Source organism: Bradyrhizobium sp. STM 3557, assembly GCF_045571465.1.
Taxonomy (GTDB): domain Bacteria; phylum Pseudomonadota; class Alphaproteobacteria; order Rhizobiales; family Xanthobacteraceae; genus Bradyrhizobium.
The window spans coordinates 3,405,001-3,420,617 of the sequence record NZ_CP120697.1; the positions used below are offsets into that span (position 1 = coordinate 3,405,001).

Here is a 15,617-nt window from a genome sequence, read left to right on the forward strand (position 1 = left end):
TTACACGACCCAATGGTGCGCTCTTTGTCGAGCGACAAAGATCGCAGCGCCCATGGCCGCTATCGATCACGGACCACGCGCTGGTTTCGGAGAATCGATGTCGGTACAGCAACTGGACGAGCAGCAATCCGGCTGGGGCATTCTCAGCGAGTTGCCCGGCGATCCCATGATCTGGGTGCTCATCTTCAGCGAACTCGCCGTGTTCGGCTTGCTGCTCGGCGCGTTCGCGGTCGCCCGCGCCGTCAATCCCGCTGTGTTTGCCGCCGGACAGGAACTGCTCGATCCGCCGCTCGCGGCGGTGAACACGCTGGTGCTGGTGACTAGCGGCTGGGCCGCGGCCCGCGCTGCGCTGGCCGCGCGTCAGCATGCGGTCGCAGCGTGCCGTCTGTGGCTGACGCTTGCGATCGGGCTCGGAGGCACGTTCGTTGCGATCAAGCTGGCGGAATATGCCGGCGAGATCGCCGCCGGCGCCGGGCTCGAGACCAGCACGTTCTTCACACTGTACTTCCTGCTGACCGGCTTTCATCTGCTGCACGTCGTGCTCGGCATGGTGATGCTGGGTGTGGTTCTGCGCGGCGCAAAACCCCTTGCTGTCGAGACGGTGACCTCTTTCTGGCACATGGTCGATCTCGTATGGATCGCGATGTTTCCGATCATCTATCTGGTGCACTAACGATGCAGCCCGCACATCGGCTGAATATCACGCTGTTCGTCCTGGTCGGACTTGCCGTCGGAACTCTTCTCGCCTCGGGCTCTATCGCCGCAGGCCCTCTCGCCAGCGCGGTGGTGCTTGGACTGGCGGTGCTAAAGGGGCGGCTGATCCTGCTCGAGTTTCTCGGTCTTCGCGATGCTCATGCGCTCTGGCGCGGCGTCGTGACGGCCTGGATTCTCGGCGTGACGTCGTTCGCCTTCGCGGCGTCCGCCGCCAGGTGGTTGATCTGACATTACCGACTGCTCCGCTGGTTGCGCCAGCACAACGAACCGTTCGAGCCGCCGGGTAGATTGCTGCGACATTCGCATCAACCACACCGGAAAGGATCAAGTGATGGCTGAACGCCTCACGAAAACGGCTGCGCGGAACGTGTTCTACGGCGGTTCCGCGTTCTTCTTTGCCATCTTTCTCGGTCTGACGGCCCACAGCCACTATTATATGGTGAGCACGTCGACCAACGCCGCGACGCTGACGGATTCCGTCGCGCGTGGCAAGCACGTCTGGGAGAAGAACTCCTGCATCAATTGCCACACGCTGCTCGGCGAGGGCGCCTATTTCGCGCCAGAGGTCGGCAACGTCTGGGACCGTTGGGGCGGCCGGGAAGATCCCGCCGCCGCCCGAGACATGCTGAAATCCTGGATGCAGTCGCAGCCGAGCGGCGCGCCCGGCCGGCGGCAGATGCCGCAGTTCAACCTGACGGATCAGGAACTGAACGATCTCGCCGACTTCCTGCAATGGGCCGACAGCATCAAGCGCCAGGACTGGCCGCCGAACAAGGCCGGCTGAGCCGGCCACGATCCCTTAGGAGAGCCAGACATGAAATATCAGACCCAGAAGGTCGCGATGCTGTATTTCTACGGCGCGCTGACGCTGTTCCTCGCGCAGGTCCTGTTCGGCCTCGTCGCCGGAACAATCTACGTCCTTCCAAACACGCTGTCCGTCGTTCTGCCGTTCAACATCGTCAGGATGATCCACACCAACGCGCTGATCGTGTGGTCGCTGATCGGCTTCATGGGCGCGACCTATTATCTGCTGCCCGAGGAGACCGAGACGGAGCTGTTCAGCCCGTTGCTCGCCAAGATCCAGTTCTGGATGTTCTTCGGCGCCGCGGGTGCCGCCGTCGTCGGCTATCTCTTCCATTATCACGAGGGGCGCGAATTCCTCGAGCAGCCCTTCATCATCAAGGTCGGCATCGTCGTCGTCTGCCTGATGTTTTTGTTCAACGTGACGCTGACGGCGCTCAAGGGACGCAAGACCACGGTGACGAACATTCTTTTGTTCGGCCTCTGGGGCGTTGCGATCTTCTTCCTGTTCGCCTTCTACAATCCGGCCAATCTGGCGGTCGACAAGATGTACTGGTGGTACATCGTCCACCTCTGGGTCGAGGGCGTCTGGGAGCTGATTATGGCTTCGGTGCTCGCATTCCTGATGATCAAGCTCAACGGCATCGATCGCGAGGTCGTCGAGAAGTGGCTCTACGTCATCATCGGCCTCGCGCTGTTCTCCGGCATTCTCGGGACCGGCCACCACTTCTACTGGATCGGCGCACCCGGCTACTGGCAGTGGATCGGCTCCCTGTTCTCGACATTGGAAGTCGCGCCGTTCTTCACCATGGTGATCTTCACGGTGCAGATGACCTGGAAGGCCGGCCGCAAGCATCCGAACCGCGCTGCGCTCTTGTGGTCGGTCGGCTGCTCCGTGATGGCGTTCCTCGGCGCCGGCGTCTGGGGCTTCCTGCACACGCTGTCGTCGGTGAACTACTACACGCACGGCACCCAGGTCACCGCCGCGCACGGCCATCTCGCCTTCTTCGGCGCCTATGTGATGCTGAACCTTGCGATGATGGCCTATGCGATCCCGCAATTGAAGGAGCGTGCGCCCTATAACCAGTGGCTCAGCATGGCGAGCTTCTGGATCATGTGCACGGCGATGATGGTGATGACCTTCGCGCTGACCTTCGCCGGCATCATCCAGGTCCACCTGCAGCGCGTGCTCGGCCAGAGCTTCATGGAGGTGCAGGACCAGCTTGCGATGTTCTACTGGGTCCGGCTCGGCTCGGGTGTGTTCGTCGTGATCTCGGCCATCATGTTCGTCTGGGCGGTGCTGGTGCCCGGACGGAAGACGCATCCTGTGATCTCGGCAGCGGCCCTTCAACCCGCCGAGTGACGCGACAGGGCGGCCGCGTCTCGCGCGGCCGCCGCCTTCCACTCAATCCCTGGAGACTCATCATGACATCGGCGGTTCACGTCCTGGCCAATCCGCTGCCGCAGATCCCCGCTTACGTCCCAGCCGGCAACGAATGCGCATTGTTCGAACAGGCATGACCTGCCACCGAACTTTCATCCAGTAGCAGTTAGAGTCTCAGGGTTTTGTACGCCGATTGGCGCGGGTGGAGCAACGGGCGATCGGCGGAGCTGGCCGGGATTGCGCAGCCGATCGTCCGTTGCGGTGAATGTGGCGGCGTAGGCCGCCGGCGTGAGGTATCTCAGCGACGAGTGCGGGCGATCGCCATTGTAGTCGGCGATCCATGCCGCGATCTTGGTCCTGGCATCATTGAGGTCGAAGAACAGCGTCTCGTTCAAGAACTCATCGCGCATGCGTCCGTTGAAGCTCTCGACGAAGGCGTTCTGGATCGGCTTACCCGGCGCAATGAAGTGCCAGTCGATGCTGGTTTCTTTGCACCAGGCCAGCATGGCGTTGCAGGTGAACTCGGTGCCGTTGTCGGAAACAATCGAGCCCGGCTTGCCACGCCGCGCGATGATCGCCGTCAATTCCCGGGCCACCCGCCGTCCGGAGATCGACGTGTCCGGGATCGCACCCAGGCATTCCTTGGTGACGTCGTCGACAATGTTGAGGACACGGAAGCGCCGACCGTTGGCGAACTGGTCGTAGACGAAGTCCAGGGACCAGCGCGCGTTCGGCCTCGTTTCCAGAAGGATCGGCACCCGGACGCCAACTGCCTTGCGACGGGTCCGACGCTTACGCACGGCGAGCCCTTCTTCCCGATAGAGCCGGTGGACACGGTTGATCCCCGATGGCTCGCCTTCCCGCCGCAGCAAAATGAACAGTCGCCGATAGCCGAACCGGCGGCGTTCATTGGCAAGCTCACGCAGCCGGGCACGAAGCTCAGTATCCGGTGGCCGGCAAGAGCAGTAGCGGATCATCGTCCGGTCCGCTCCCACGATCGAACAGGCCCGCCGTTCCGACAGGCCCATCTTGGCCTTCAGGTGCGCGACGCCGGCGCGCTTGGCGGCGGGCCCTACCATTTTTTTGACAACAACTCACGGAGCGCCGCCGCATCAAGCATCTGCTCGGCCAGAAGCTTCTTCAGCTTCGTGTTCTCCTCCTCCAGCGCCTTCAGCCGCTTGGCCTCGGAGACGTCCATGCCGCCGTATTTAGCCTTCCAGTTGTAAAACGTCGCTTCCGAGATCCCATGCTTCCGAGCCAGATCGGCCGTCTTGGCGCCGGCCTCGTGCTCCTTCAGCACCGCGATGATCTGCTCTTCCGTGAACCGTGCTCGCTTCATCTGTCCGTCCTCGTCAGGCCGGACTCTAACTCCTCCTGGAGGAAATTCTCAGGGGCAGGTCAGGCATGGCATCGTGGTCTGCCGGTGCTGCTGAAGGGGCCGACCGGATGCGGCAAGACCCGTTTTGTTGCCCATATGGCGGCGCGTCTCGGCCTGCCGTTGCATACGGTTGCCTGCCATGATGACCTCACCGCGGCCGACCTCACGGGCCGCTATCTGCTCAAGGGCGGCGACACGGTCTGGACCGACGGCCCGCTGACGCGAGCCGTGCGCGAAGGCGGGATCTGCTACCTCGACGAGGTGGTGGAAGCGCGCAAGGACGTCACCGTGGTGCTGCATCCCCTCACGGACGACCGCCGCATCCTGCCGCTCGAGCGCACCGGTGAGGAGCTGGTTGCCCCGCCGGGATTCATGCTGGTGGTCTCCTATAACCCCGGCTACCAAAATCTGTTGAAGGCGCTGAAGCCGTCGACGCGGCAGCGCTTCATCGCCATCGAATTCGATTTCCTGCCTCCAGACCAGGAAGCCGCCGTGGTCGCGGCCGAAAGCGGCTTGCCGGTCGATCGCGTGCGGCCGCTGGTGCAGTTCGCCGGACGGCTGCGCGCTCTCAAGGGGCACGATCTGGAGGAAGGGGTCTCGACCCGTCTTCTCGTATACAGCGCCGCGCTGCTTACCGCAGGCGTATCCGTTGCCGACGCGGTGCTGGCCGGCATGATCGAGCCGCTGACCGACGACGCCGACGTCAAGGCCGCGCTCGTCGAGGTCGCGCGCGTCGTGATCGGGTGAAGCATGCTGGACTTCCTCGAATTGGAGGAGACCGTCGGCCGCGCCTGGCACCGCCTGGTCGGCGCGACGGCGAGCTATCCGGTCCATCCGGAGCATGCGGTCGCGCTCACGGAGGTCCGCAGCCAGATCGCTGTCATGTTTCGCGCTCTCGGCGGCGAGACCGGTGTCCAGATCGCCGGCGCAAAGGCACGCAAGTCCACGCATCGGCTGGGCTGGCGCCAGCGCATCGGGCTCGGTGACGAAACGCTGGAGCATCCGGGCCGCGATGGCGCGACCGTGTTCCTGCCGGATCGTATCGCGTTGTTTCGTGATCGCGCCCTCAATGCGCAGCTCTATCGCTGGCTGGCCGCCTGGTTTGCAATCCAACCGCCCGCGGTGATCGATGATGCCGATCCGCTGCGGCGAGATCTGCTGACCTTGCGCCGGGCGCAAGAGATTTCGCCGCTGGTCGTCGCGCGATTTCCGGGACTGGGCTGGTCCTATGCGCGCCTCGCCAGCGCGGTCGCGCAGGCGCGGCCACAGCGGCCATTGCCGCGGGTCGAGCAGCAGGTGGAGCACATCGTCATGGCACTGCTCGGCGCAGGTACGCCGCCGGAAGGCGCGCTGTGGGCGGCCGTGGCCGGTGCCGGCGAATTGCCGGCGAAGGCGCCGCCCGGCTATCGGCCGATGCTGCCATGTCCGTTGTGGGGCGACTGCTGGACCCGCGCAGCCGTCGCGGTCGAGGGCGATGACGACGATCTGCAGGCGGCGTCTGGGCAAGATGATGTGAGTCCCGACACTCGCAAGCGCTTCGCCGTGCGCGAGCGAGAGGACGGCGCGCAGCGCGATCCGTTCATCCTCAACCGCTTCGAGAAGATCCTGGCGATGGCGGAGATGGTCAATGTCGACCGTCCTTCCGATGACAGCGAGGATGAGGACGCACGCAAGGCGGCCGACGATCTCGATGAGCTCGCGATCAGCAGGCGCAAGGGCAAGCCCGCCACCAAGCTGAAATTCGATCTGGACCTACCGCCGGAGGCCGTCGATGTATCGCGACTCGCGTCCGGCCGGCTCTATCCGGAATGGAATTACCGCAGCGGCAGCTACATGCCGGATCATTGCCGGGTGGTTGCGGGCAGGGCGCCCGAGAGCGGCGAGGGCTGGACGCCCGATGAGGCCATGCGCCGCCGGATCCGGCAGGTACGTTGGCAATTCGAAGCGCTTCGGCCGCGCCACGAGCTTTTGCGCGCGCAGCCCGACGGACATGATCTCGATCTCGACGCGCTGGTCCGCGCACGCTGCGACCTGCAGGCCGGCAACGGCTCGCTCGACCGGGTGCATCTGGCGACGCGTGCCGACGGCCACGACCTCGCGGTGACGCTGCTGATCGATGTCTCGCTGTCGACTGATGCGTGGGTCGAGGGCTATCGCGTCCTCGATGTCGAGAAGGAGGCGCTGCTCGTGCTCGCGCACGGGCTCGCCGCCTGCGGCGATCACCACAGCATCCTGACCTTCACCTCGCGGCGGCGGTCATGGGTACGGCTCGAGACCGTCAAGGCTTTTGGTGAGCCGATGAGTGCGCAGGTCGAGCGGCGGATCGGCGCGCTCAAGCCGGGCTACTACACGCGCATCGGCGCGGCGATCCGCCACGCCGCTACAGAACTGGCGGCGCAACCCCAGCGCAAGAAGCTGCTGATCGTTCTTACCGACGGCAAGCCGAACGACGTCGATCACTACGAAGGGCGCTTTGCCGTCGAGGACACGCGCAAGGCGGTCCAGGAGGCGCGGCGGCAGGGCATGAACGTGTTTGGCGTCACGATCGACGCAGCCGCCCAGAGCTATTTTCCGACGCTGTTCGGGCGGGGCGGCTACGCGATCGTCGGCAATATCCGCCGGCTGCCGGCGGCTCTGCCCATCCTGTATCGGCACCTCACGAAATAGGAATTGAGGTCGGCAGACGAGCCTTCAACAAACGAGCGCTTTGGCAAGGAGGCCTGCCGATCGAAAACATTGAACTATCGACCTCGGTGAAGACCGCCGGCAGCTATTGGCCGTACGCCACCACGCTGTTCGATGGCATTGACAGGGCGATGCCCTACCAGGCACCGGGCTCGCCGAGAGGTCGCTTGCCCGGCGAGGCCGTGCATGAAAACGGGCTCGGGTTGTTGGCGAAATCGTTTGCCCGAGCGTGCGGACGTTTTGTGCTCGACATTCCGATGCGCTCGTAGATCGAGCAGCGGCTGTATCAACTGCATACCCGTGTACGACCGCCCGAAAAGGAAGATCGATTGACCAATCGCTATATTTTGCACTCCAGAGATATCGGAGTAAGAGAACGACTCTTCATCAACAAATTGCTCGCCGGCCTTTGGACGATGGATGCGGCTCAAGAACACCTCTTGTGCGCGGGTGTGCGATCTCGCGCTATCGCTATCAATGCGGTCTGCTCGATATTGTCCGCGCGATTGTCAAATGCGAAGCACAGGCGGATCTGCCCATACCGGCGAAGCAGTCCGACGGCGAGAGCCTGTTCCTGAGTTTCTTGCAGGCGGCCGACCGCATCGATGCCAGGGCGCTGGGCCGCGCGCCCTGTTCGATCCTGCGAGCTTTTTCATGCGATGATGGCCGAGCCCCGGACATCCGGAGGGCGGATGTCGAATCCGGTCAGGACGCGGGCTGTTTGCGGAAGCGAATCGTTCCCTCGGTCCCGAGATGGGAGACGCTTTTGTGGTTGATCGCGCCAACGTGCTCCCGTATCGCGATCTGCTTCATTTCAGGAGTCTCACCACGGCTTGCAGATGCCGGCTTGCTTTCTTCGGGAGCCTTGTTGCCCGCCTGTTGTGTCAGGGCTTCTTGGTTGATCCACCAAATCGCCGCCTGTGTCCGATTGTGAACCCTGATCTTGCGAAGGATCGCCTTGATATGAACTTTCACCGTCGCCTCGGCTATGTTCATCTTTCGACCAATGGATTTGTTGGAATCACCTTCGATCAGACAGCGCAAGATTGTCTTTTCGCGCGGAGAGAGCTCCGGTGAGTTCGAATCATTGGCCGCGATGAGGTCCGGCTCGTTGCCGTCACCATCGGACGCAGTCTCGTCCAGTTGGTCGTCGCTTTCGAAATCGAGAACGAATGATAGAAATGCCGGTGGGAAGATCGCATGTCCCATCATCATCAGCTCGAGCGACTTCACGAAGGCGTCGCACGTCATGACGTCGACGAAGTAGCCGTTGGCCCCTGCACGAAACGCCAGAGCCAATTCGTCGAGCCGATAACGATCCGTCACGACACCGATATTGCCGTCCGGGTGCCGGCTTCGAACCAGCTGAACTTGTGCGACCGCAGCCTCAAAGTTGTCGCCGGTGTGGACCAGCAAGAACAGCGATTGGGGCGGCGGAGCCTTGCCGGCAAGCAGATCATCCGCACTTGCTACAGAAGCCAAGATGCGGAAGTTCGCCGAGCGGAGGATCTTTGCAAGGCCTTCACTGAGCAAACTGTTTCTTCCAACGAGAATGGTTGAAATTGAACGCCGCCTCATAATCACCCTCCGCCTCACGCAAAACGAGGCTTACCCGAGAGCGCAAACTGGGCTGTCCCGGTTGACGAGTTGAGATTGCTTTCTCGGCGCAACTGACAGCTGACACTTGACGCTTTGAGGAAGTATCGACTTAAGATAGAGATTGAATGCCTACACGCGTCCTGGTTTCGTGACGGTTGTATGACTCTTGTATGAAGGTTAGACGCTAATGCGCGTGACCCATATATATCTTTGGCTATACAGCGAAGAAGGTACCCGTTGTGCACGCCATTGTTCCTGCACGCTTGCGTGCAAACGACGTGCAAAGAACGGAGACACTTTTTGATCTTGGAACTGACCGTTCTTCTCTGAGATGAAGTAAACTGCGTTGGAGCCGCGGGGTTTCGGGCGTTTTTGCGTATGCTTCGGGCGTTCTTGCGTGGTGCTGAGGCCAGCCATATGCGCTCTAGTGTACTTATCGCGGACCGGTATCCTGTCGTTCTCGAGGGGTTGCGCCAGGTATTGAGGGGGCAACCTGATTTCAGAATTATTGCATGCTGCGGGGATGGCACGAGCTGTCTCAAGACAATCCGCGATTCTACTCCGGATATAGCCCTTGTGGATGCCTCAATGCCCGACGTTGCCGGAATGGACATGCTGGCGATTGCAGGCGCCGAGAAGCTTGCCACCCGACTGGTCTTTTTCCTCCCTTCTATCGAGGATCGGGATCTGAAGATGTTGTTGGCGGCCGGCGCTTATGGCGTCATTCCGAAGGAAGCAGCGCCGGAACTTCTTCTGCATGCGTTGCGCCGGGTGGCGCGTGGTCAGAGGCTGCTTCCGGCGATCATGTCCGATCACATCAACTCGCGGGAGCAAGCCGCGATCTCCGAGAAGCCTCTGGCGGTCCTGACCGACCGCGAGCGTCAAATCATGAGGCTGGTATCGGAGGGACTGTCGAACAAAGAGATCGGCCGCCGTCTGAACTTGACCGATGGCACGATCAAGGTACACCTCCACAATATTTTTCAAAAACTTGAGATCAATAATCGGACCGTGCTGGCCGCGCTTGCGATATCACAGAATGACGTGCAGTGACGCCATTCAGCGATCCGGCTCCTGAGCAGGGCCGCCTCGCCGGTGGATTCGGGCTCGAGGCGACCCGATGCATACCTGTACCGGCCACCTTCCGGACTTTCTAAACCGTTATTGGCAAATCGGCCGGATAGCGCGCAGTGGAACTCTCAGTTCCGATCGTTGGGAGATGTTCGATGCGCGTCGGCTGGCCGACCATCGATTCCGTCGGCGCGGGCGGCCAAATCTGCCCGTTGCGACGAGATGATGAACCTTCGTGCGCTCGTGGAGAAGACCCCGGAGACTGCGATCATTTTCGGCTTGTACATGTTGTAGGCATTCGCCAAGCCGTCGATCATGCAGCGCCTGTGTCGGGAAGCGGACACTGACGTTGTCGCAACATGAAGCGGAGCGTGTCGTGGTGAGAGCTGCATCGCGGAGCGAGCTGGAAGCGTTGCTGGACGACGACGTTCCCCATGGGGATCTCGCCACGGATGCGCTCGGGATCGCCGCGACGGCCGGCGTGATGCGGTTCGTGGCACGCGATGCGATGGTGCTTGCGCTGGCCGAAGACGCCGCGACTTCGAGGCTGCAACCAATCACTGTCTCCCATGCTGCGGCACGTTCGGCGCGCGCACGTCAATAGCAGGCCGAGATCAATCCAAGTTTCGGATAGAGCCGGTCAATCGCGGCGATCTCGTTTTTCATCTGGGCGATGATCCAGTCGCGGATCTCGGCCGCGATCGGGCGCATCGGCCGGTTGCGCGGCGGCAGGAATTCGCAGATGCGGCGCGTGGTGGTGAGCGTGTCGGAGGCCGGCACCAGCGCTCCGGTCAGAAGCCAGTGCGAGGCCACCGTCAGCCAGCCGAGCGCGATGCCCTGGCCCAGCAGCGCAGCCTGCATCACCACGGCATAATCGGTGAAGCTCAGCGCCTTGGCCGCGCCGCGCCGCCCGGTGAGCAGCGATGCGTAATCCGTGGCCCAGTCCCCCGGCGTCTCGGCGAGACGGATGATGGTGTTGCCCTCACGGGGATCGGCTTCGCTGAGATAGCCAGGGCTGCACATCGGTAGCATCACTTCCTTCATCACCAGTGTGCCGCCGGACGACGGCTCGTCGCGGTCGCGAAAACGCATGCCGAGATCGACATTCTCCACCGGCCCGCGCAACGCGCCGGAGATCAGCTGGAAGCGCAGATCGACCTGCGGAAACTGGCGCTGGAGCTTGTCGATGCGCGGCATCAGCCAGTGCGTGGTGAAGGCGGAGGACACCGACAGCGTCACCGTCTCGGTGCCCTTGCGCCGCCGCTCGATCTCGACAAGGCCGGTCTCGATGCTGCGAAAGCCTTCGAGCACGCGGCGATACAATAGCTCGCCTTCCTCCGTGAGCACCGCGCGACCCGCTGTGCGGTCGAACAGGCGGACGCCGAGATGCTCCTCGAATTGGCCGAGCATCCGGCTCACCGCAGGCTGCGTCACGTTCAATTCGGCGGCCGCCGCGGTGAAGCTGCCATTGCGTGCCGCTGCGTCGAAGACGAACAGGGCGTTACTGGACGGCAGCATGCGGCGGAGCTCTGACATAACCTCATGTTATGGGCGCGGTGAGAATTTCGCAATTGCCGAGTTTTGGCAAGTCTGGTGTCATTGACATGACAGCTCAAAGACAGGGGCTGCGAGCAAGGATTTGGTGCAGCGCACGCTTCGGCCGTGGCTGCACGGCATCTTGTCTATAAAGCAGGCTTATGGCGTGCAGCGAGGCACGCCAGCCTGGAGACATGGCGAGGACGATCGTTGGACAAGCGAGCGGAGAGCGTCGAGATCAGGTCCGCCAGCAAGGCTTATGGTGCCGTTCGCGCCCTCGACGACGTTTCCCTCAGTATCGGCGCCGGTGAATTCGTCTCGCTGCTTGGCCCCTCCGGCTCGGGCAAGACCACGCTGCTCGGAATTCTCGGCGGCTTCATCCTGCCGTCGTCAGGCACGATCCTGTTCGGCGGCCGCGACGTCACCTGGAAGCCGCCGCACAAGCGCGACATCGGCGTCGTCTTCCAGAACTACGCGCTGTTCCCACATATGAGCGTCGGCGAGAACGTCGCCTTTCCCTTGCGCGCGCGCCGCCTGCCGAAAGCGAGCTGGCCCGACAAGGTGCGCGCGGCGCTCGCTATGGTCGGCCTCGCCGGCTATGAGGCGCGAGGGATCGCGCAGCTCTCCGGCGGCCAACGCCAGCGTGTGGCTCTGGCCCGCGCCATGATCTTCGAGCCGCGCCTGATCCTGATGGACGAGCCGCTCTCCGCGCTCGACAAGCAGCTGCGCGAATCCATGCAGATCGAGCTGCGCGCGCTGCACAAGCGCATCGGTGCCACCATCATCTACGTCACCCATGATCAGCGTGAGGCGCTGACCATGAGCGATCGGGTCGCCGTGATGAAGGACGGTCGGCTGATCCAGATCGACGTGCCCGAGCGGTTGCACGATCATCCTGCAAATTCCTTTGTCGCGAGTTTCATCGGGGAAGCGACGATGCTGCCCGTTCGCCGTGTCGATGCATCCTGCGTCGCGCTCGGGAACGCGTTGCTGCGCAGCGCCCGCGCCATTCCAGATGGCGATGCGCTGATCCTCGCCGTGCACAGCGAGAAGCTGCTGATCGATGACGGCGCGCAGGATGCCGCCTGCAACCGGCTGACCGGCACCGTCACCGACATCGTCTACCAGGGCGAGAGCCTGCGCATCTTCCTGGCGCTCGCCGACGGCATCGCACTCAGCCTGCGCCAGCCGAGCTACCACCAGGCCTATCACCGTATCCCGCCGCTTGGCGGCAGCCTCACCGTCACGCTCCATCCCGAGGACACGATTGTCGTACCCAGGGTGGGGGACTGAACTCAAGCCTTCATCCAAACCGAGAGAAGAAACGACATGTCGACCCAAGCCGCGTTCAGCAACTTCAAGGTGCTCACCTTCGACGTCGTCGGCACCTTGATCGATTTCGAGACCGGCGTGCTCGCAGCGGTGCGCAGGATCTCGGGCAAGACGCGGGCCGAGCTCAGCGACGACCAGATCTTCGAATCCTACAAGCGCGGCCGCGACAAGCATTACGAGCGTTCGAGCGAGGTGATGTTCCACGTCTACCGCTACCTTGCCAAGGAACTCGGGCTGCCGGCCGACGATGCCTCCTGCGACGTGTTCCAGCTCGCCGTACTGCGCTGGGGGCCGTTCCCGGACTCGGTCGAGGCGCTCAAACGCCTACGCACGAAATTCCGCCTGGTCGCTATGACCAATGCCGATCGCGTCGCGCTGTCGTGCTACGCGCATGCGCTCGGCAATCCCTTCGACGACACCGTCTGCGCCGACGACACTGGCGTTGCCAAACCGAACCCGGAATTCTTCGCCTACAACAAGGGCCGCCAGTCCGCCTTCGGCTACAAGCAGTCCGACATCCTGCACGTCGCGCAGAGCCAGTATCACGACATCGGGATCGCGCGGAAGCTCGGCTACAAGGTGTGCTGGATCGAGCGCCGCCAGGGCATCGCCGGCTTCGGCGGCACGCCGGCGGTGGAGACGCTGACCAAGCCGGATTTCCACTTCCCGACCCTGAAGGCGCTCGCAGACGCCGCGATCGGGCCAGCCGCGTAACGGATGAGCGGCGGCATGACACGGGACTGGCGCGCGCTGCCATCGGTCAATTCGCTATGGGAAGCCACGGCGGATCCGGCGCGCGACTATCCCGTGCTGTCCGGCGAGCAACAGGCCGATGTGGTGATCATCGGTGCGGGCTACACAGGCCTGTCCGCCGCGCATCATGTCGCCAAGAGCGGTCTGTCGCCAATCGTGCTGGAAGCGAACCGGCCCGGCTGGGGGGCGAGCGGGCGCAATGGCGGTGTGATCACTGCGAAATTCCGTCTGTCGTTCCGTGAGATCGATGCCGTCCATGGCCGCACCATGGCGCGGCGCATGTACGAGATCGCGCATGAAGCGACCAACACGGTCGAGGAGCTGGTTTCCGAGTTCGGCATCACCAGCGCGAACCTCACCCGCACCGGCCAGGTCAAAGCTGCCCACAACGAGACGACGCTCCGGGCCGCGATCGACGAAGCCAACTGGATGACGCGCGAGATGGGCTCTGCGGAGGTGCGCATTCTCGACAGGAACGGCGTGCGCGAGGAGACCGGCTCCGACATCTTTGTCGGCGGCGTGCTGAATCCCGGCTCCGGTGGCATCCATCCGCTGAACTATTTGCGCGGCCTCGCCGACGGCGTGGCGCGGCGGGGCGTCCCTGTCTTCCAGCAGTCGCCGGTCGTCAAGCTTCGGCGCGAGACGGACGGTATCGTCGCCGAGACGCCGCGAGGGGCGGTGCGGGCCAAGCAGGCGATCATCGCCACCAACAGCTATTCGGATCTGACCGGCGCCGCCGCGCATCTGCAGCGCACGCTGATCCCGTTCCGCAGCGCCATTGTCGCGACCGAGCGGCTCCCCGGCAATTTCGCAGGAAAATTCATGCCGACGCGGCGCACCTACACCGAGACCAAGCGCATGATGCGCTGGTTCCGCATGGTCGACAACCGTGTCATCTTCGGTGGCCGCGGCGCCTTTGGCAAGCAGGACTCCCAAGCCGCGTTCGACGCCTTGCGCAGGGCGATGATCGGCATCTTCCCCGATCTCACCGATATCCCGCTGGCTTATAAATGGTCGGGCCTCGTCGCCATGACGCTGGACTCGGTGCCGCATATCGGCCGGCTCGACGACCGCACGCTGTTCTCGGTCGGCTACAACGGCGCCGGCGTTGCGATGTCGAGCCTGATGGGCCGCTATCTCGCCGCCTTCGTACGCGGCGAGGCGCCCGACGTCGGCCTGCTCGACGCGCGGCGCATGAAGGCGATCCCGTTCTATCAGCTGCGCGAACCCGCCGTGCGCATGGTTGCCGGCTGGTACCAGTTTCTCGATGCGATCGGTCGGTGAGATCTGTTTGGAGGAGACGAGCATGACGACGAAGCAGAAATTTGGATTTGGCTGCGTGTTGCTGGGTGCACTCGGATTGACCACGGCTGCCGGAGCCGCCGAGCAGATCACCTTCGTCTCGCAGGGCGGCGCCTATCAGCAAGCGCAGACGGTGGCGATCCTCGATCCCTCCGCCAAGAAGCTCGGCATCACCATCAACCAGGACTCCATTCCGGATGCCTGGCCCGCGATCAAGACGCAGGTCGGCAGCGGCAAGCCGATCTGGGATGTCGTCGACACCCCGACCGGCAACTGCCTGCGCGGCGGCGAGCAGGGGCTGATCGAGAAGCTCGAGTTTTCGAAGATTCCCAACGGCGCGGCGATGCCGGAAACCTATCGCAGTCCCTATTCGGTGGCCTACGAGTTCTATTCCAGCGTGCTGTCCTACAGCCAGAAGACTTTCCCGAAGGACGCGCCGAACAGCTGGGCCGATTTCTGGGATGTGAAGAAATTCCCCGGCCGCCGTGCGCTGCGCAACCACCCGTTCGCGACTCTCGAGGCCGCGCTGATGGCTGACGGCGTCGCGCCTGACAAGCTCTATCCGCTCGACGTCGATCGCGCCTTCAAGAAGCTGGAGGAGATCAAGCCGCACATCACGGTGTGGTGGACCTCGGGCGCGCAGTCGGCGCAGCTGCTCAATGACGGCGAGGTCGACATGGAGATGGCCTGGAATGGCCGCGTCAGTGCCGTCGCCAAGGAGGGCGCCAAGGTGGCCTTCACCTACAACCAGGGCATCCTGCAGAGCACTTCGCTCTGCATCCTCAAGGGGGCGCCTAATCTCGAGACCGCGGTGAAGTTCCTCAACGAGGCCGTCGATCCCGTGCACCAGGCCAATCTGCCGCTGCACATCGATTATGGCCCGGGCAATCCCAAGGCGTTCGAGACGAGCGTGATCAAGCCCGAGCGCGCTGCGCAATTGCCGAGCGAGCCGGCGAACGCCGCCAAGCAGGCGCTGATGTCCTACGCCTGGTGGTCCTCGCCGGCCGGAGAGGCAGCCGAGAAGCGTTGGGCGTCGTTCATGCAGAAGTAAGCGAGACCAGC

Annotated in this window: 14 protein-coding genes and 2 pseudogenes; 13 read left to right on the forward strand and 3 right to left on the reverse strand. The window is 63.2% G+C overall.

What is annotated here, in order from left to right; genetic code table 11:
- The first annotated feature begins 97 nt into the window (after window positions 1-97).
- The 4 genes from P6U24_RS15340 (at window position 98) to P6U24_RS15355 (ending at window position 2,878) form a co-directional block, all read left to right on the forward strand.
- Window positions 98-673 (forward strand): cytochrome c oxidase subunit 3 family protein, encoded by a 576-nt coding sequence (locus P6U24_RS15340; RefSeq protein ID WP_407159912.1) that lies wholly within the window; start codon window positions 98-100, stop codon window positions 671-673.
- 2 nt (window positions 674-675) lie between these two features.
- Complete coding sequence (locus tag P6U24_RS15345) at window positions 676-942, forward strand: cytochrome C oxidase subunit IV family protein (RefSeq protein WP_407159913.1); 267 nt, start codon at window positions 676-678, stop codon at window positions 940-942.
- Window positions 943-1,045: 103 nt separating this feature from the next.
- On the forward strand, window positions 1,046-1,498 hold the full coding sequence (locus tag P6U24_RS15350) for a c-type cytochrome (protein ID WP_407159914.1): 453 nt from the start codon (window positions 1,046-1,048) through the stop codon (window positions 1,496-1,498).
- Between the two features lie 30 nt (window positions 1,499-1,528).
- Entirely contained in the window at window positions 1,529-2,878 is a 1,350-nt protein-coding gene (locus P6U24_RS15355) for a cbb3-type cytochrome c oxidase subunit I (protein ID WP_407159915.1), read from the forward strand.
- A gap of 173 nt (window positions 2,879-3,051) precedes the next feature.
- Here the strand turns inward: P6U24_RS15355 and P6U24_RS15360 are convergent.
- Window positions 3,052-4,238, reverse strand: a protein-coding gene (locus P6U24_RS15360; RefSeq protein WP_407154797.1) for an IS3 family transposase whose coding sequence is annotated in 2 segments (ribosomal slippage) — window positions 3,052-3,986 and window positions 3,986-4,238 — 1,188 coding nt in all. Because the reading frame shifts where the segments join, the coding sequence is not laid out codon by codon here.
- Here P6U24_RS15360 and P6U24_RS15365 point away from each other — a divergent pair.
- The 3 genes and pseudogenes from P6U24_RS15365 to P6U24_RS15375 form a co-directional block, all read left to right on the forward strand.
- A complete protein-coding gene (locus tag P6U24_RS15365) occupies window positions 4,239-5,024 on the forward strand; it encodes a CbbQ/NirQ/NorQ/GpvN family protein (RefSeq protein WP_407160476.1) in 786 nt (261 codons plus the stop codon).
- Window positions 5,025-5,027: 3 nt separating this feature from the next.
- Window positions 5,028-6,944: a nitric oxide reductase activation protein NorD gene (locus tag P6U24_RS15370; protein WP_407159916.1), complete on the forward strand. Its 1,917-nt coding sequence runs from the start codon at window positions 5,028-5,030 to the stop codon at window positions 6,942-6,944.
- Window positions 6,945-7,027: 83 nt separating this feature from the next.
- Window positions 7,028-7,117, forward strand: a pseudogene (locus P6U24_RS15375) (cytochrome c); the annotation flags it as partial.
- Window positions 7,118-7,667: 550 nt separating this feature from the next.
- Here the strand turns inward: P6U24_RS15375 and P6U24_RS15380 are convergent.
- Window positions 7,668-8,540, reverse strand: coding sequence for a LuxR C-terminal-related transcriptional regulator (locus tag P6U24_RS15380; RefSeq protein ID WP_407159917.1), 873 nt, complete (start codon window positions 8,538-8,540; stop codon window positions 7,668-7,670).
- 438 nt (window positions 8,541-8,978) lie between these two features.
- On the opposite strand from P6U24_RS15380, the gene P6U24_RS15385 reads away from it, so the two are divergent.
- A complete protein-coding gene (locus P6U24_RS15385; RefSeq protein WP_407160477.1) occupies window positions 8,979-9,614 on the forward strand; it encodes a LuxR C-terminal-related transcriptional regulator in 636 nt (211 codons plus the stop codon).
- A 394-nt stretch (window positions 9,615-10,008) separates the two neighbouring features.
- Window positions 10,009-10,170: pseudogene (locus P6U24_RS15390) on the forward strand (ModD protein); the annotation flags it as partial.
- A gap of 59 nt (window positions 10,171-10,229) precedes the next feature.
- Here the strand turns inward: P6U24_RS15390 and P6U24_RS15395 are convergent.
- Complete coding sequence (locus P6U24_RS15395) at window positions 10,230-11,168, reverse strand: LysR family transcriptional regulator (protein ID WP_407159918.1); 939 nt, start codon at window positions 11,166-11,168, stop codon at window positions 10,230-10,232.
- Window positions 11,169-11,378: 210 nt separating this feature from the next.
- Between P6U24_RS15395 and P6U24_RS15400 the strand changes: the two genes are divergently transcribed.
- Genes P6U24_RS15400 through P6U24_RS15415 form a run of 4 tightly spaced genes read left to right on the forward strand, consistent with a single transcriptional unit; the run spans window position 11,379 to window position 15,606 of the window.
- Window positions 11,379-12,461 carry an ABC transporter ATP-binding protein gene (locus P6U24_RS15400; protein WP_407159919.1) on the forward strand — a complete coding sequence of 361 codons (1,083 nt, stop codon included), beginning with the start codon at window positions 11,379-11,381 and terminating at the stop codon, window positions 12,459-12,461.
- 36 nt (window positions 12,462-12,497) lie between these two features.
- Complete coding sequence (locus P6U24_RS15405; RefSeq protein ID WP_407159920.1) at window positions 12,498-13,214, forward strand: HAD family hydrolase; 717 nt, start codon at window positions 12,498-12,500, stop codon at window positions 13,212-13,214.
- A gap of 15 nt (window positions 13,215-13,229) precedes the next feature.
- Window positions 13,230-14,537: an NAD(P)/FAD-dependent oxidoreductase gene (locus P6U24_RS15410; protein WP_407159921.1), complete on the forward strand. Its 1,308-nt coding sequence runs from the start codon at window positions 13,230-13,232 to the stop codon at window positions 14,535-14,537.
- Between the two features lie 22 nt (window positions 14,538-14,559).
- Window positions 14,560-15,606: an ABC transporter substrate-binding protein gene (locus P6U24_RS15415; protein ID WP_407159922.1), complete on the forward strand. Its 1,047-nt coding sequence runs from the start codon at window positions 14,560-14,562 to the stop codon at window positions 15,604-15,606.
- Window positions 15,607-15,617 lie beyond the last annotated feature (11 nt).

Excerpts from the sequence above, each read along its gene's own strand:
- P6U24_RS15380 (WP_407159917.1), bottom strand. The coding sequence starts at position 8,540 with ATGAGGCGGCGTTCAATTTCAACCATTCTCGTTGGAAGAAACAGTTTG.
- P6U24_RS15385 (WP_407160477.1), top strand. The coding sequence starts at position 8,979 with ATGCGCTCTAGTGTACTTATCGCGGACCGGTATCCTGTCGTTCTCGAG.
- P6U24_RS15370 (WP_407159916.1), top strand. The coding sequence starts at position 5,028 with ATGCTGGACTTCCTCGAATTGGAGGAGACCGTCGGCCGCGCCTGGCAC.
- P6U24_RS15395 (WP_407159918.1), bottom strand. The coding sequence starts at position 11,168 with ATGTCAGAGCTCCGCCGCATGCTGCCGTCCAGTAACGCCCTGTTCGTC.
- P6U24_RS15410 (WP_407159921.1), top strand. The coding sequence starts at position 13,230 with ATGACACGGGACTGGCGCGCGCTGCCATCGGTCAATTCGCTATGGGAA.
- P6U24_RS15345 (WP_407159913.1), top strand. The coding sequence starts at position 676 with ATGCAGCCCGCACATCGGCTGAATATCACGCTGTTCGTCCTGGTCGGA.
- P6U24_RS15355 (WP_407159915.1), top strand. The coding sequence starts at position 1,529 with ATGAAATATCAGACCCAGAAGGTCGCGATGCTGTATTTCTACGGCGCG.
- P6U24_RS15405 (WP_407159920.1), top strand. The coding sequence starts at position 12,498 with ATGTCGACCCAAGCCGCGTTCAGCAACTTCAAGGTGCTCACCTTCGAC.
- P6U24_RS15350 (WP_407159914.1), top strand. The coding sequence starts at position 1,046 with ATGGCTGAACGCCTCACGAAAACGGCTGCGCGGAACGTGTTCTACGGC.
- P6U24_RS15340 (WP_407159912.1), top strand. The coding sequence starts at position 98 with ATGTCGGTACAGCAACTGGACGAGCAGCAATCCGGCTGGGGCATTCTC.
- P6U24_RS15415 (WP_407159922.1), top strand. The coding sequence starts at position 14,560 with ATGACGACGAAGCAGAAATTTGGATTTGGCTGCGTGTTGCTGGGTGCA.